This window comes from Bartonella sp. AP57NXGY (genome assembly GCF_042195805.1).
Taxonomy (GTDB): domain Bacteria; phylum Pseudomonadota; class Alphaproteobacteria; order Rhizobiales; family Rhizobiaceae; genus Bartonella.
The window spans coordinates 1-14,422 of the sequence record NZ_JBHIOZ010000037.1 but is presented as its reverse complement, the minus strand read 5'-3'; the positions used below and the strand labels follow the sequence as shown (position 1 = coordinate 14,422).

General features: G+C 43.3%; 16 protein-coding genes and 2 pseudogenes. 5 read left to right on the top strand and 13 right to left on the bottom strand.

The features are described 5' to 3' along the window. Positions 1 to 219: pseudogene (locus ACFIL8_RS05360) on the top strand (MFS transporter); the annotation flags it as partial. A 715-nt stretch (positions 220 to 934) separates the two neighbouring features. On the opposite strand, the gene ACFIL8_RS05355 reads toward ACFIL8_RS05360, so the two are convergent. The 5 genes from ACFIL8_RS05355 to ACFIL8_RS05335 are packed head-to-tail and all read right to left on the bottom strand — an operon-like array spanning position 935 to position 4,618. Next, positions 935 to 1,258, bottom strand: a complete 324-nt coding sequence (locus ACFIL8_RS05355; RefSeq protein WP_375612865.1) for an HNH endonuclease — start codon at positions 1,256 to 1,258, stop codon at positions 935 to 937. Continuing rightward, entirely contained in the window at positions 1,251 to 1,610 is a 360-nt protein-coding gene (locus ACFIL8_RS05350) for an AAA domain-containing protein (protein WP_375612864.1), read from the bottom strand. The genes ACFIL8_RS05355 and ACFIL8_RS05350 overlap by 8 nt, the downstream gene beginning before the upstream one ends. Then, positions 1,594 to 2,049 carry a hypothetical protein gene (locus ACFIL8_RS05345; protein WP_375612863.1) on the bottom strand — a complete coding sequence of 152 codons (456 nt, stop codon included), beginning with the start codon at positions 2,047 to 2,049 and terminating at the stop codon, positions 1,594 to 1,596. Before ACFIL8_RS05345 ends, ACFIL8_RS05350 begins: the two co-directional genes overlap by 17 nt. A 57-nt stretch (positions 2,050 to 2,106) precedes the next feature. Further along, on the bottom strand, positions 2,107 to 3,276 hold the full coding sequence (locus tag ACFIL8_RS05340; protein WP_375612862.1) for a ribonuclease H-like domain-containing protein: 1,170 nt from the start codon (positions 3,274 to 3,276) through the stop codon (positions 2,107 to 2,109). Next, the gene (locus tag ACFIL8_RS05335; RefSeq protein WP_375612861.1) at positions 3,251 to 4,618 is read right to left on the bottom strand and encodes a TM0106 family RecB-like putative nuclease; all 1,368 of its coding nucleotides are present in this window, start codon (positions 4,616 to 4,618) and stop codon (positions 3,251 to 3,253) included. Before ACFIL8_RS05335 ends, ACFIL8_RS05340 begins: the two co-directional genes overlap by 26 nt. A 92-nt stretch (positions 4,619 to 4,710) precedes the next feature. Between ACFIL8_RS05335 and ACFIL8_RS05330 the strand changes: the two genes are divergently transcribed. The 4 genes from ACFIL8_RS05330 to ACFIL8_RS05315 are packed head-to-tail and all read left to right on the top strand — an operon-like array spanning position 4,711 to position 10,951. Beyond that, positions 4,711 to 4,923 (top strand): helix-turn-helix domain-containing protein, encoded by a 213-nt coding sequence (locus ACFIL8_RS05330; RefSeq protein ID WP_375612860.1) that lies wholly within the window; start codon positions 4,711 to 4,713, stop codon positions 4,921 to 4,923. Next, entirely contained in the window at positions 4,916 to 7,699 is a 2,784-nt protein-coding gene (locus tag ACFIL8_RS05325) for a DEAD/DEAH box helicase family protein (protein ID WP_375689068.1), read from the top strand. The genes ACFIL8_RS05330 and ACFIL8_RS05325 overlap by 8 nt, the downstream gene beginning before the upstream one ends. Beyond that, positions 7,687 to 9,594, top strand: a complete 1,908-nt coding sequence (locus ACFIL8_RS05320; RefSeq protein WP_375612858.1) for a DNA methyltransferase — start codon at positions 7,687 to 7,689, stop codon at positions 9,592 to 9,594. Before ACFIL8_RS05325 ends, ACFIL8_RS05320 begins: the two co-directional genes overlap by 13 nt. Beyond that, on the top strand, positions 9,578 to 10,951 hold the full coding sequence (locus tag ACFIL8_RS05315) for a DNA methyltransferase (protein WP_375612857.1): 1,374 nt from the start codon (positions 9,578 to 9,580) through the stop codon (positions 10,949 to 10,951). Before ACFIL8_RS05320 ends, ACFIL8_RS05315 begins: the two co-directional genes overlap by 17 nt. On the opposite strand, the gene ACFIL8_RS05310 is transcribed toward ACFIL8_RS05315, so the two are convergent. From ACFIL8_RS05310 to ACFIL8_RS05275, 8 genes and pseudogenes are all read right to left on the bottom strand, one after another. Then, positions 10,948 to 11,385 (bottom strand): lysozyme, encoded by a 438-nt coding sequence (locus ACFIL8_RS05310; protein ID WP_375612856.1) that lies wholly within the window; start codon positions 11,383 to 11,385, stop codon positions 10,948 to 10,950. The genes ACFIL8_RS05315 and ACFIL8_RS05310 overlap by 4 nt on opposite strands. A gap of 152 nt (positions 11,386 to 11,537) precedes the next feature. After that, the gene (locus ACFIL8_RS05305; protein WP_375689066.1) at positions 11,538 to 11,675 is read right to left on the bottom strand and encodes a hypothetical protein; all 138 of its coding nucleotides are present in this window, start codon (positions 11,673 to 11,675) and stop codon (positions 11,538 to 11,540) included. An 87-nt stretch (positions 11,676 to 11,762) separates the two neighbouring features. After that, a complete protein-coding gene (locus ACFIL8_RS05300; RefSeq protein WP_375612854.1) occupies positions 11,763 to 12,320 on the bottom strand; it encodes a hypothetical protein in 558 nt (185 codons plus the stop codon). 194 nt (positions 12,321 to 12,514) lie between these two features. Beyond that, the gene (locus ACFIL8_RS05295) at positions 12,515 to 13,063 is read right to left on the bottom strand and encodes an RNA polymerase sigma factor (protein WP_375612853.1); all 549 of its coding nucleotides are present in this window, start codon (positions 13,061 to 13,063) and stop codon (positions 12,515 to 12,517) included. Between the two features lie 197 nt (positions 13,064 to 13,260). Continuing rightward, positions 13,261 to 13,671 (bottom strand): hypothetical protein, encoded by a 411-nt coding sequence (locus ACFIL8_RS05290; protein WP_375612852.1) that lies wholly within the window; start codon positions 13,669 to 13,671, stop codon positions 13,261 to 13,263. Next, positions 13,656 to 13,811: a hypothetical protein gene (locus ACFIL8_RS05285; protein WP_375612851.1), complete on the bottom strand. Its 156-nt coding sequence runs from the start codon at positions 13,809 to 13,811 to the stop codon at positions 13,656 to 13,658. The genes ACFIL8_RS05290 and ACFIL8_RS05285 overlap by 16 nt, the downstream gene beginning before the upstream one ends. Further along, positions 13,811 to 14,212 carry a zinc ribbon domain-containing protein gene (locus tag ACFIL8_RS05280; RefSeq protein WP_375689064.1) on the bottom strand — a complete coding sequence of 134 codons (402 nt, stop codon included), beginning with the start codon at positions 14,210 to 14,212 and terminating at the stop codon, positions 13,811 to 13,813. The genes ACFIL8_RS05285 and ACFIL8_RS05280 overlap by 1 nt, the downstream gene beginning before the upstream one ends. Then, positions 14,213 to 14,320, bottom strand: a pseudogene (locus tag ACFIL8_RS05275) (recombinase family protein); the annotation flags it as partial. Positions 14,321 to 14,422: the final 102 nt, after the last annotated feature.

Genomic DNA, 14,422 nt, shown 5'->3' with positions numbered 1-14,422 from the left:
CCTAGTGAAAATTTAGCCGAGGTGATTTTGGCAGGCGATGCCAGTGTACGCATCATAACAGCTTTATTCTCTATTGTGCTTTTATATGCAGGAAATTTTTTTTCATTTTCTATATTATACATCCTATGTGTATTTATAGGCTTTTGCGCCCCTTTATTTATTTTGCACGGACTATCTATTTACATACAAAGCTTAAAGATAAAAGAAAGCGCCACATGAATGATATTCAATTATTACGTCAGCCTTTTTTTGATTATCGTATAGATAAAAATTTTGTACAAATATTCATGACATTAATTTTAAATAAGCACATTGCGTGAGAAAAGCTGAGGTGTTCGTTACCTCTCATGTGGATAAAACGCATTTAGCCCGTTAAGCAACGAAATTGCAAATAGCACTATGATCACCATTAATTCTAAAAGCTCTACCAGAAGTTAGTGATAATGGCAAAAATCCTTTAATGATATTTGAAGAGATCGTTTATGCTAGATCAGGTTATCTCAAGATCGAGAGGAGAGGAGCTTAAAAAGTGTAAAATTCATGGAAATTCAACAACAATTTCTAGTTGTACATAATGACAGGTATAGATTGGCGCGAACTGGTCAATTGCAACAGCAAAAAATCCTGCAAATGCTGAGCTTTTTAAACTATGTCATATCAAGCATATGAAAGTTCGTTTTAAATTAATGGCGGGGTATTGACCCCCTTTGGGTTCGAATCCTCTACACCTACCATTGAGTTGCAGCAATAATCGTCCTGAAAGATAACAAAATCAAGGTTTTTGTTGCTACGGTACTGAGGGTTTGCATTTCAAATACTGGGTAGCATGAACCCTTTAATGCAGATTACTACGGTACTATACCGAGGGTTCGAATCCTGCCTTGCCTTCATTGGAAACGGATAATCGCCGCAAAATATACGGTGATTAAGCCAGTTATTCACCGCAACGTGCTGTAGCTATTGCTGTCTTAATAATCGGAGCAACAGAATCTTTAGATATATTTCTGTCAGAGCAATATTTAGAATTAAGCCATTCAAGCAAAGGCTTTTGTCCCTTGCTTGAATTACATCCACAACAACAGAGCGCTATATTTTCCCGTGTGATTATGGATGCGTCATTAATGATATGCTCCCAACTTGCCGCCGTTTTTCTGGAAACGTTTACTGGCGTAAATTCTGACCTGCAATAGACGCAAATCTTATCACGATCCCGCACTTCTTTTTCCAACCAATCAGGAATGTTCCAGTTATTAGCCAAGGTTACTTCTCCTCGGAATTTGTTGCGTATCTCCAGAGGCTGCATACTCATCCAGCCAGCAGAATGTGTTGACCAGTTTCATCTGCTCTACAGAGTCGCATGGGATTTCCAGCAATTTTGGATTAGCGATCACGACCGCCAAACACTGTGCGCGTGACACGGCAACATTCAAACGGTTCTTGCTGTAGAGAAACTCAATGTTGCGCAGCAGATCTTCGGCGCTGGATGTCACCATAGAAATCAGCACGATCGGCGCTTCTTGGCCTTGGAACTTATCAACGGTGCCGATCTTAGCATTGTCCAGCAGGATGGAGCGCAGATAATTGACCTGCACATTATATGGCGTGACCACAAGAATATCGTCCTCGGTGGATCGGGCGGATGCCATTACGGTCGGTAAACTCTTGGCCAAGCAAGGCATCATATTTGGTTTTGATGATCTCGCCTTCCTCAACGCTTTTTTGTGAGCAGCCTTCATGCTCTGCCAGGATCATGACAATCCCTGCATTGGGCAGATCAACGCCTTGCAGATTCAGGCCGCGCTCAGCAGTGCTTTCATGAGCAGTCAGGCGACCATCATAAAAGGCATCAGAAATAAACTGGCAGATGCTTGGACGCATATGGCGTGTCTGGCCAAGGAAGATGCCGCGCTCAGCCGGAATAGTGGAATAATTGCCCAACAAGAATTCCAGCACTGACAATCCAGCCTCGCCCGGATGAGTGCCTTGGATAGGCTGACCAAGCTGCATTTGATCTCCTACCAGAATGATATTCTTGGTCGCCGTGGCCATCGCCACCACATTGGCGGTCGCAACTTGTCTGGCCTCATCGATAAACAGGTAATCCAGCTAACCATCAAAGTACGGGCTGGCAAATGTCCATGCGGTATCCGCAAACAGATCAGTGCCAAGGCTCATATTCTCGATCTTGGTTTCTGAGCGGATGAATTGCCCATCAAAAACGGTTTCATCATTACCGCTGCTGGTTTTTTTGATGCCATGGAAGTTCCCGCCTTTTTCAGCGGCAACGCTTTCCACTTTTTCCAGCAAGTTGTGAATGGCCTTGTGCGAGTTGGAGGTAACGCCGATTTTCTTGCCGCGTTTGATCAGGTCCACAATGATATGGCTGCTGGTATAAGTCTTACCTGCGCCCGGTGGACCTTGGATAAAGAGATAGCTGTTATCTAATGCCGCGATGGCTTCCAGCGCATCGCCTTGCAGATCATCAGAGGTGATAACCGCTTCGCCCGACTGCTTGCCCTGAATGCGTGGTACATTTCGCGCCAGTAGTTCTGTCGCGGCATGAGTGCCTTCTGGCGCTTCCAGCACATGGTCGGCATAGCGGTAAATAGCGGAGCGGATGATCTTGCTGTCAATCGGTCCCGGTGGGCCAATTGATAGGCTTTCCGGCAATGGTTCTTTGCTGACCCCGCGCTTGATTTTGACAATGCAGGCATCTTCATCGATTTCAACAATCGTGCCTGCATTTTCCATGACAGCAATATCAACGGCCTGAGCGCCGACCTTCAGCTTGTATTCCTGTGAAGGAAAGCGATAGCTGTATATCAGGGAACGCTTTTCAGGCTCGGGGCTGCCAACTTGCCGCAGGCCACCAAGGCACTCCGTATCGTCAACCAGCTCATCTTCAAATTTGTTCTGCCGTTCAAAGCTGCTCCACCATTGCGGCTTGGCTTCCCGATTATGAAACTCCAGTAGATGCGATAGCCGCTCATTGATCGGCGGTGGGTTATCCTCGATCACGCCAAGGCGGGTTTGGTAATCCTCATATTCGATTTCCCAGTCCTTGCGCTGTAGCTTTTCTTCCTCGGCATATTCCGGAAGGCCCTTAAACCACGGCGCATCTTCCGGCTTAAGTGTCAGCAGCCAATCACGCAGCAAATGCGTGGAAACGCAATCCACCTCGTTATAATCAGAAATCTCTTGCAGCAATTCATCAGCACCTGTTTCACGCCATTCGTTGTAGACGATGATGCTATCGGCGGCGGGTCGCCACAGCATTGGCACGCTTGTCCATATAGAAGGTTTCCATGTTTTTGATGGAATAGCCGGGTTCAGAGGTGCGGATGCTTTCACGCATCACCAGATACAGATCAATGAATTTCTGGTTGCGAAGCAGATTATCCAGCGGCTCTTCGCAGACCGCATAACGGCAGGCCAATCGTTTCAGGGCTGTGGTTTCATAGTGGTTGTAATGATAGATATGGGCATGTGGGTGTTTAGCAAGATGATCAGCCAGAAAGCCCATGAAGCGCTTAAAGGTCTCTTTTTCTTCTTCATGGTCATGCGCCCAGAACGGAAGGAACAGCTCCTTGCCATCTTTGAAATAATACACCCCAAACAAATACTCCAAGCCATTCGGGTAAAGCGGATCGCCTTTCATATCAAAGAACAGGTCACCATTATCCGGCACTGGCATACGGGTAAAGCCCTTGCCCGGAGGAAACGGAATGATCTCGCATTTATTCTCGCCAGTGGTGGCTTTGTGGTGTTGCAGGACAGCTTGGGAGCGCAGGCGTAAAAATACATCACGGCTCAAATCAGGGATTTTGGTGTCAGGTGCAGTGGCGGCAAGCTCTGCAACGGTGCGGATACCAGCCTTCCGTAGCTTGTCCATCTGTGAGCGCTGAATGTTGGCTACAAGGCTTAAATGGTCATCTTGCTCCCACTGCGCTTTGCAGCCATCACGCCACGGGCAGAAATTGCAATGGCCACAAGGCTCAGGATATGAGTCCGCAGGCAGGTTTTGCAGATAGCTTTCAAAGCGGCCTTTGGCGCGGGTGTAGTAATAGAAAAAGTCAGCCACGCGGAAGCTGTGTTTTTCATGGTCGCCCAGAAACAGATGCATATCAGCCGAGCGCAATCCTTGCAGGTCAGTCAGCAGCTCAGAATAGACGCAAAGCTGCATGATATGCTTGGACTCAGCCGTTCGCGCCAGTTTGGTATCCAGCACCTCATAGCTGAAATCCCCTAAGTCTGACGACGTATCGCACTTAATCAGAAAGTCAGCATCACCCCGCCAAGGCGGCACAAAGAAAACGACCTGATAAATGACATCCGCACCGGACTGCATGGCCTCCAGTGTTAACTGGGCACGATTTTGCAGATTGCAGTCTTTAGGGATTTCAACGACGGATTTACCTTCGTCTTTAAGCTGCTGGAGATACACCGCCTCATGTTCCAAGCCTTTTTGCTGCAGTAGCTGAGCTGTAGTGCTGGCTTCGGCCTTATCCATGCTCTCGCTTAGCGCCTTCACATCAAGGAAGCTCGCATGGTGACACCCCAAAAAGGTGACCAAGTCCGATGGTGAGTAGAGAATCTGATCGTTACCGTATTGCTGCACTTACATCCCTGCCATTTTTTATCATTGTCCTTGTGCTTATGAACATTTTAGAATATTTTACATCTTAATGACCAAATTATAAGTGAGAAGGCATGTCTGACGAGCACGATATTCTGACAGTTGAGGAAGTGGCCCGTTACTTAAAAGTAACAGAACGGCACGTCTATAAACTCCTGTCAGACAGGAAGATACCCGCGTTCAAAGTTGGTGGAGCTTGGCGTTTCAAACGAGAGCAGCTCGAAAAGTGGATAGAAGAAGGCGTTAACGAACAATCAAAAGAAAAAAGAACCAACAAAGATGATTGATATTTTTAAGACAAAATACAGCGATTGGAATTCTCTTGAGAGAACGCTTGAGGCTATTGGTGACAACAAAGCTAAAGGCGATGCGTTTGAATATTTCTGTTATTTTTATTTGAAGTTCTTATCTGACTTACATCAGATTAAAGAGATATATTGCCCAATTGTTGATAACCGTCCGTTTCCAAAGCATGTTGTTGATAAGCTTCGTCTGGAGAAAACAGACTATGGCGTAGATGGAGTTTTTATCAACAACGCAGGAGATTATATCGCTTGGCAAGCCAAGTTCCGGTCTGGGCGAGCAGCACTTACATCACGCGAACTTTCAACATTTTGGGCTGAAGCAGAGTACGCTGATTACAGGTTGATTATTTCTAACACTCACATTCTGCCGAATGTAGCTCATAAAAAAACCGGGCATCTAAGTGCATTAGTTGACCGATTTACCTCTTTGGACGAAGACTTCTTTTCTTCTTTATATCAGTCTGCCATTTCTCAAAATATTCAAATTGAAAGAGATAAGAAGAGTCCTCGACCATATCAATCTGAGATACTTCAAGACATTATTTCTGGATTTTCATCAAGTGATCGAGGAAAGCTCATTGCGGCTTGTGGAATAGGAAAGACTCTCATCGCACTGTGGACCCTTGAGCATCTTCAAGCTGACAACGTAATATTTTTTGCCCCAAGCCTGCAACTTGTTAGGCAAGCACTCGAGGAGTGGTCCGCTGAGTCTTCATCGCCATTTCAGTATTTGTGCGTTTGCAGTGATCAAACAGTTGATGCAGAAGTTGATAGCAATAACATTGATATAGGCGATATTGATATACCTGTGACTACCTCAGCAGAAGCTGTACGTAATTTTATTGCCCAGCCTTCTAATAAAAAGAAGTTTATTTTTAGTACATATCAGTCTGCGGAAGTAATAAAGAATGCGCTATCCGAGAATGAAAACAGCTTTTCATTCGATATCGCTTTTTATGACGAAGCGCACAGAACTGCGGGAGTTTCAAACTCTCAGTTTAATATTGCTCTTGACGATGCTGCCATTAAAACAAAGAAAAAACTTTTTCTTACCGCTACAGAGCGCCTCGTTAGACCAAAACTAAGCTCAAAACTCGAAGAACATAATCTCTCTGTTTTTTCTATGAATGATAAAAGTATCTATGGTGATGTTTTTCACCGGCTTACTTTTGGTGAAGCAATAGAGAAAAATATTATCTCAGATTATCGCATTGTATTTACGGGAATTAGCAGTTCTGAATATAATCAACTTATAAAAAACAATGTTTATGTGACTGATGATGATAGTCATACAGAAACTGTTCAAAATATTTATAAAATAGCTTTGCTAAAGAAATCCATACAAGATCTTGGATTAACAAAGGTTATATCATTTCACTCCAAGATTTCTGAATCTCGTGATTTTGCAAATCGCTTGTCTGCTGAGAGCTCTTTTGGTGATAAAAAGACTGCTATTGCACACATCAACGGAGCCATGACTGCTCAAGATCGTGCTGAGATAATACAAAATTTTGAAGACTCAGAACTGGGCGTGATCACAAATGTTCGTTGCTTGACTGAAGGAATAGATATTCCTCTAATTGATGCTGTCTTCTTTGCTGACCCTAAAGGTTCAATGATTGACATTGTGCAGGCTGTCGGTCGTGCTGTAAGACAAAAATTTGGAGAAACAGGCAGGCTTTCGTATATAATCATTCCTGTGTTACTCGATCAAGAAGGTGAAGATGTACTTTCTGGAGCTGGATTTGAAGCTTTATTTAATCTCATTCAAGCTATGCGAGATCAAGATGAAGCTCTTGCAGAATGGATCGATTCAATCAATTTGTCTGCTGCAAAAGGTCGAATAAAAGGTAGTAGTTCTGTTCCGGGAAAAGTAGTTATAAATCTGCCAACGGAATTGAACACTTCGGACTTTGAAGATGCGCTTTTGCTACGAATTGCAAACGTAAACAAAAACCCAACGGGTAGCATAGGTGTCGGTAGTAAACTTGGAAAAAATGAAAGAAAAGGCGACTTCACACGTATTTTTAAGACACTTTGTGACTATACACCAATAAAATTAGAAGAAAGCTTAATAACTCCTACATTTGAAATTATCACTGATAACCCTGATGCAATATACACGTCAAAAGAGATCAGAATAAACAATAACAATGTATCTCACTGTGAAAGGGTCGGCTTCCTTCATGAAGTAGAGAGAAACAAATACCAATTAAGTAAACTAGGCCTTTTGTACCAGCAAGGCCATATAAGCTTTTTAGACGCTCTTAGAAACCAGTTTCTTTTGTACAGGGAAGAACATAAAGACGGTATTCTCTTTCCATATAGGGAGGCGATTAGCTTCATGCTTGAAATAAAGAGCCTGAACTACATCCAGTTTTTGTACAGCTTATTTTCAATTCAATTCAATGATGGAAAGCCTGATTTAGAACTTGCAATATCGGTTGCCAAGGAAATAGAAGCTGCATACCCTAATATTTTGCTTACAAACGAAGCAAATAAAAATGAGATACTTAAAGACTTAAATTCAAGATATGAAAAGGCTTTTTCGTACAATAATGTATGGACAGATCGTACTACAGCTGGAAACCAGTATCGGTACCTTATGCGGCACCTAGAAATCTTTGATGAGTGCTTTACCCCAAATAAAAATATCTTCTTGATAATAAAGGAAAAAGAAGCGTTCCTAGCGTCACTCCTTGCGGAGTCAGAAAAACACATACATAAAGATTATGGAGATACGCTATGGGTGAAATAAATCAAAAAAAATATTTTAGCAAACATTTAAAGTCACTTGGTCACACTCCGATTTATAAAATGCATAAATATTTCGCGAGAAGACCTCACAATGTATTTCGTGAACTCATCGACTTTTATACGAAGGAAGGTCAAATAATTTTTGATCCATTTGGTGGAGGGGGCGTCACCTTAATTGAAGGGTTAACTCTTAATCGAAAAATTGTTTCGACCGATGTTAATCCGGTAGCCTCTTTCATCCAGTATTGCCAAATTTGTGACGTTGATGCCGCTAAAATTCTTTCTTATGCACTTGACCTTAAGAAAATGGTTAAAGGTCATTTTGAAGATTCTTTTACAACAGAATGCGGAGACTGTAAAAACGACAAGGCACATGTTCGTTGGATAGAGCATGCATATTTAATAAAGTGTCCACATTGTAGCAAAAACACGTCCTTTCGTAATGACAATAAAGCGCTTAACGATGCTGGAAAACCAAAGAATGGCATATATGTCTGCGACCATTGCAGCTCAAATATTAAAGCAGCAGACGCTCCCAGAATTTCCAGTGAAATAATTAGCTTAAGATATCGATGCAAGAAATGCGGAGCACATGATGCAAAGGAACCGTCTAGAGACGATATTGAGAAACATAAACAATATAGCGAAAACCTAGAGAAATTAAAAACTAGTTTAGGACTTCATTTTCCTGATTTTGAAATTCCGGCTGAATGGGACCGACAACAGGAAGATTGTCTTCATAGAAAAGGCTTTGTGAAATTTACGGATTTTTTCACCCCAAGAAACCTTTTGATTTCGGCGAGCTTTTTTGAAATGGCCAAGAAGCTTAAAATTCAAAAAGATATGAGTGATCCCGAGTATGATTTTTTAATATTTATATTGAGTTCATTAATCAGGTACACCAACAACATGAACTTCTCAACTTCATCTTGGATGGATGGAAGACCTGTTGCGTGGGCAAAGCATGCGTTTTGGATACCAAATCAATTTATTGAAGCCAATCCATTTGAATATTTTGACAATAGATTAAAGGCGATCAAGTCTGGCCTAAAAGATCGAGATTCTAGATTTAATTCAAAGAAAAATACTCTGAACTTCTCAGACCTTGAAAAGGGCTCTGCGGACTTCATGGTGCAATGCGTGGATTCAAAACAGGTCGATATCCCAGATGGTTCTGTCGACATGATTATAACTGATCCACCATATGGAAGTAATGTCCAATATGGTGAATTGTGTGCTTTTTGGCAGGTCTGGTTAGAAGGCAGAACTAAGTTTCCATTTCCAGAGCATAAGCTTGCCTCTGAAGCCGTTGTTCACAGAAAAACAAAAGATAAAACCTACCAGAAAGATTTTTCCGATTACTATGAACTTTTACTCGGCGTTTTTCAAAAATGTAACAGAGTATTAAAATCAGACGGTTGCTTGGTTTACACCTTTAACAATAAAGATATTAGAGCATGGTATGCCGTTATCAAAGCAACCTTGGATGCAGGATTTCATATTGAACCGGAAGGGATTTTTTACCAAGAAGCCATTCATGCTTATCGAGATACGGCGCACCTCCGTCACGATGGAACTCCACAGGGTGATTTTATTTATACATTCAGCAAGAAAAGTCTGCCTAATGAGAAAGACTATAATGGCAGTTTCAATGAATGTCTCAATGATACGATGTTAAAGCTTCAAGAAAAAGACTGCAGTGTGTCATTCGGGGAATTTTTAGTTGAGCTTTATGCTAACTCGGCCCTTTGCCTAATACGTCAGATTAAAGATGGAGCAAATATTGAGGATATCGAAAACGAATTTAGTTCGATGTCGCTAGAAAAAGCCTATGCGCGGATAGATCTAAGAACTAATCAAGAAACGGAGGGCTTAGCGGATGTTGCAGCTTGCTAAATCAGAAAATCAACCACGTTTGATATGGTCGGATTTGGAAGATACATTTTCGTCTACAGAACTCTGTAAATCTTTAGAATATCTAGAAGAAAAATATAATGTTTCAAATGAAGAATCTTTCTTTAAAAAACTAGTTAACACTTCTGTTTCAAAATTACAGCCATACCACAGGTGGGTTAGATACCGCGAAGGTTATGCAGGAGATCTTGTTAAAGAAATTTTATCCAGATACCCAAACGTTTCTGGCGGTATTGTTCTTGATCCCATGTGCGGCTCAGGTTCAACCTCTGTAGCAGCGTCAGAGCTAGGCATTTCGTCTGTCGGCCTAGACGTTAATCCTTTCGCAATATTATCTACAGAAGTCAAATCTTACGCTTTATCTACAGGTGAACTGCAGAAACTTCATAAGATAATAAATAATTGGAATAAATGTACTGACCATGAAAAATATGAATACAACGAGTATGAGGTTCAAATTAGTAAATATTTTGATCAAGGCAACTTTACTGAACTTGTTAAAATAAAGCGTCGCATTCACGAAGAATCAAATAAACGCATATTCAACATTTTGAATTTTTGTTTATTAGCAATTTTGGAGGACTGTTCTAATCGAAAACGTGATGGTAATGGGCTGGCAACAAGACCTTCACCTGTAGGCGACGTTAAAAAGCGTTTCTTGGACCAGCTGCAACTAATACTGATTGATTATGAAGAGAACCCACACAATGAGGACAGTTTAGCACGTGGCGTAGAATTTGATGCAAGAAAGTTGAGTTTAAGTGCTATATCTGGCGATCACGCTGGCTCTATTATATTTTCTCCGCCCTATGCAAATTCATTCGATTATTTTGAATCATATAAGCTGGAAATTGTTTTTGGAGAATATTCTCTACTAAGCAAACTTGGCAAATACAGGGAAAGGCTTGTACGAAACTATAGAATTAAAAAGTCTGCTGAAAAAACAACTGATATTGATTTAGTTGATACGCTGTGTGTTGAAATCGAAAAAAAGATTCCTGAAAAAGAGAGAATGACTGGCAAGCGTGACAGTCGTACACGTCTCGTGCCGGGTATGCTTCGATCATATTTTTATGATATGCGAACAATTATTGAAAACTGCTACGATGTTTTATTAAAAGGCGGATTTATGCACATCGTTGTCGACCAAAGTGCTTATGTAGGAATACCCATACCCACAGATACACTCCTAGCTAAGATAGCAGAAGATACAGGTTTCAAAGTAAGGGAAATGATTGTTTGCCGAGGAGCTAGCACATCTGGCCAGCAGCTGAAAATGAACCCAAGACTCAAAGAGCTGCTTAGAGAAACAATAATTGTACTAGAAAAACCACTCTAGTGTATTTGATAAAGCAAGCATTCGGCATACCTACGCCGAACTAGCCCTTTGAGCTTACGTCTGCCCGCCCAAACCCAGCGCATGAACTGTTCTGGTACTTCGGCGTATTCCTCACGATTGATTTTACGGCGCAGTGTTGAACGCTGGAGTGCTCCGCCGCCAAGATTGTAGGTGAATGACACTAGCGCATCGAATTGGCCATCTGTCAGCGGCACATTGATTAGGCGCAGAACGGCACGCTCTGCGATCTGGGCATCTTGGCGCAAGAGTTCTTCAGCCTGTGTTTCATCAATGCCTGCCGAAAAGTCCTCGTCGTTTTTCACAACATGGCCATAACCGATTGTGGGATAGCCAGCCGGGCAAAAATAAACGGTTCGAGAGAAGCCCTCGAACCGTTTGATCAGGTCCAATTCGTTTTGTGTGATATGTCTCATTTTTCCAGTGTTCCTATAAGTTTAAGGTTCTTGCTCCCATATTCAAAAACGCCATGCCATTGCTCTTGCCCGAGGACTTCTTTGCGCTCAATCATCAGCGTAAAGCGGTCAATGCCGTATTGCTTGGCCGTGGCGTAATCTTCCAGTGCGTACTAAGTTTTACGGGCCAGTGTGGTGGCCATTTTCTTGGCCGTGTATTCAAAAGCATCGAGCAGTGCTTCGAGCTCTGCATCGGTACACTTCTCATTTTGAACATCTTCAATCACGGCCTTGTAAAATAGTTTGCTCATGGTGTTATCTCCCTATTTTCAATTACTTTTTACACTTACAGTAACGCTTCATTACTGGCGCTTATCAAGTGAATAAGATCTTGTTTTTCAAGGATTTGAGCGGAACTTGGCTAAGGCACGTTGATCAAACCAGAAGGACATGACAGCGGCAAATAATGCCTGTGTTTCAGCATCCCACAGGGCGATCAGTCCGTCGGTAATTCCGACACCCTGATCCAATAACTTGAACAGTGCAGCGGTTTTGACGGTGGCGAACAGAATGAAAAACGCATAGGTGATAATCGGGCGAACAGATGCACGCAGAGCCTCAACCCATTTCACCCCACTGGGCTGGCTGGCATGAGCATAGAGCGCTTTGCTTTCTGCCACATCGGCCTGCACCTGTATTTCTTCAAGACGCTGCGTATGGCCTTGACGTTGCGCTTCCGTATAAAGCTCACGGATGACAGACAGGTGCTTGTAAATGGCGCTTTGTTCTTTATCCAAAGCCTGTGCGGCAAAGGCCAGATCATCCAGAGTGGCCTCATGGATAGGTTTGGTGGTGTCTTCTTCTATGACACCAAGTGCCGGGATTTGAATAAATGCCGAAACATATTTGGCGTAAAGGCTGTCTTTAATCAGCTTTTGTAACGATGGTTTAAACATGAAACCTCCTTGATTTCGTAGGTTAAAATTTGCTCTTTGGTCATGTCGTTTCGGCTGCCGGGTTCTGACGCCGCCCAAAGAGCAAAGCGGTCGCGGTATTTCCTGCTTCAGGTCTTGTATTTCCGCGAGAACCCGGCATGTTTTCTTGCCTTCAAGGAGTTACTTACCGAGAGGGCTCAAAAACTGTCGGCGGCTCAGTGCAGATATTCCGCAAAGCCACGCTCCTTCAGCGATCCGCGAAGTTCGGACAGCGTCCCGTAGAGGGTTGAGCGTGGGGTTTTGGTTTTGCGTGAGATTTCACTGATGCTGAGCGTTCGCAGATCAACCAGCAGAAACACCAGATGCGGCGGCATCTGCTGAACAGCTTGTTCAAGGTCAATTTGAAGGTCGCGGTTGGTCAGGTCTTCGGTTGCAGGGTCAGGCAGAGCGTTGTCGTCGCCGTCCTTATCCTCAAGCCACGCATCAAGTGAAAAATCACTGATGCCGAACCCACGTTTTTGGGCGCGGGCGGCCTCAATGAGGCTGGCACATTTGTGGTTGAGGATGCGGTCAACAAAGGTCGACCATTTTGCTTTTTCAGGAACATAAGCCTGCTTGCGGAATAAATAATCCAGCATCAACTCTTGCTCGAGGTCCTCGACTTCTACGCCATGAATGGCGGAGTGCCGCATCAGGCTGCGTGCGTGATAACGGACTTGGTTTACGACATAAGGATAGATGCCTTCATAGTTGTTTTTGCTCATGGTTTTCGTCTCCAGTTGCGGTTAGCCGCCACGCGGGCGGGTCAACTGGGACTGGCGAAAACTCACTGGAGACCCTGAAAATCGGTGAGTTACTCAAGGCGCAAAAACAAAAAAGCCCCGCATGCCGGGGCTTTGGTGGGTGTAAATTTTTTTGAAAAAAATTTCAGGGTGGTCGGTGAAATTTCACCGAAGGGAGATTAGGCAAATCCAAAATGCTTTAATTGCTCATCCCAAATATCGGGAAATGGGGTTTGTATATCCTGCAGGCTTAACTGGCGCGGCTGCGTGCCATCCAAGATGGCCTTTTTGATCTGGGGAGCAAGTTGATTGAGGCGCAGTATCCGCGACATATAAGAGGTGTTGATCTGGCGTTGGCGTGACATGTCATCAATGGATTTATAGCGCCCCGTATCAAGCAGGTTTTGCCAGTAATAGGCTTTGGCCAAGGCCGTTACGAATGTTTCGTCTTGCTTGGGTGCTTCTTGTGGCGGGGTCATTTGGTAGCCTTCGGGCAAAATAATCATTTTCTTGCCACCATATTTCTTGATCCGCATTGGCACCCGGATTGAAATGCTGTTGTTCGCCATCATATTTACGCATTTATCCATGCTTTCTCCTCTAGTTTTTTTGTTGAAATGCCTTGCAGCCGCTTGTCTTGCTCGTCCAATTCCCGAGCCAAACTATCCATGCCTGCAGCCCTGATCCGGATATCGACAAATTCATAATTGACGATGACTTTTTCAATCATCAGCTCAAGGATGCGTTGTTTTTAGCAGGATAAAGTTCTTTCCAGATCGGGACGATGTCATTCAGGTTGCTGTAAACCTCATGCTCCGTGATGGTCTCATCCTCTTTTTGTGCTTCGCGCCACGTTTCCATGATCATCTCCGGCGAGGCAAAAACAGCTTGAAGCTGATTCAATATCAATGCCTCCGTTTCATTGGCGCTGACATTGCGAACCTTGCAATCCGGGTTGATACCTTTGCGGTAATGTTCACAGGTGTAATAGCGATAAAGCCTGCCACCTTTTTTACGGGTATGACTTGCCACCAATCCACATTCGCATTCACCGCACTTCAAAAGCCCCATCAAAATGGCCTTGGTTTTCTTCCGCGTGATTGCGCCTCGGTTGATGGTATTTTCTTTCATGGTGGCGCGGACTTTATTCCACGTGTCTACATCGATGATGGCTGGATGGCGGCCTTCGTAGATTTTATCTTTATGTTTGATTTTTCCGATATAGATGGGTTTTTGCAGAATCTTATAAAGGCCGTCTTTATCCAGTGTTCAAGGCATTGATTTATAATCATAATCTAGCGTTATTCATATTGAATGAGAACCCTGAATAACGTAAGATTC

What these genes read in the sequence shown, in the direction of transcription:
- ACFIL8_RS05300 (WP_375612854.1), bottom strand. Translation starts at nt 12,320, where the DNA reads ATGTTTAAACCATCGTTACAAAAGCTGATTAAAGACAGCCTTTACGCC.
- ACFIL8_RS05310 (WP_375612856.1), bottom strand. Translation starts at nt 11,385, where the DNA reads ATGAGACATATCACACAAAACGAATTGGACCTGATCAAACGGTTCGAG.
- ACFIL8_RS05295 (WP_375612853.1), bottom strand. Translation starts at nt 13,063, where the DNA reads ATGAGCAAAAACAACTATGAAGGCATCTATCCTTATGTCGTAAACCAA.
- ACFIL8_RS05315 (WP_375612857.1), top strand. Translation starts at nt 9,578, where the DNA reads ATGTTGCAGCTTGCTAAATCAGAAAATCAACCACGTTTGATATGGTCG.
- ACFIL8_RS05290 (WP_375612852.1), bottom strand. Translation starts at nt 13,671, where the DNA reads ATGGATAAATGCGTAAATATGATGGCGAACAACAGCATTTCAATCCGG.
- ACFIL8_RS05305 (WP_375689066.1), bottom strand. Translation starts at nt 11,675, where the DNA reads ATGAGCAAACTATTTTACAAGGCCGTGATTGAAGATGTTCAAAATGAG.
- ACFIL8_RS05285 (WP_375612851.1), bottom strand. Translation starts at nt 13,811, where the DNA reads ATGATTGAAAAAGTCATCGTCAATTATGAATTTGTCGATATCCGGATC.
- ACFIL8_RS05345 (WP_375612863.1), bottom strand. Translation starts at nt 2,049, where the DNA reads ATGGCCACGGCGACCAAGAATATCATTCTGGTAGGAGATCAAATGCAG.
- ACFIL8_RS05320 (WP_375612858.1), top strand. Translation starts at nt 7,687, where the DNA reads ATGGGTGAAATAAATCAAAAAAAATATTTTAGCAAACATTTAAAGTCA.
- ACFIL8_RS05325 (WP_375689068.1), top strand. Translation starts at nt 4,916, where the DNA reads ATGATTGATATTTTTAAGACAAAATACAGCGATTGGAATTCTCTTGAG.
- ACFIL8_RS05340 (WP_375612862.1), bottom strand. Translation starts at nt 3,276, where the DNA reads ATGCTGTGGCGACCCGCCGCCGATAGCATCATCGTCTACAACGAATGG.
- ACFIL8_RS05330 (WP_375612860.1), top strand. Translation starts at nt 4,711, where the DNA reads ATGTCTGACGAGCACGATATTCTGACAGTTGAGGAAGTGGCCCGTTAC.
- ACFIL8_RS05280 (WP_375689064.1), bottom strand. Translation starts at nt 14,212, where the DNA reads ATGAAAGAAAATACCATCAACCGAGGCGCAATCACGCGGAAGAAAACC.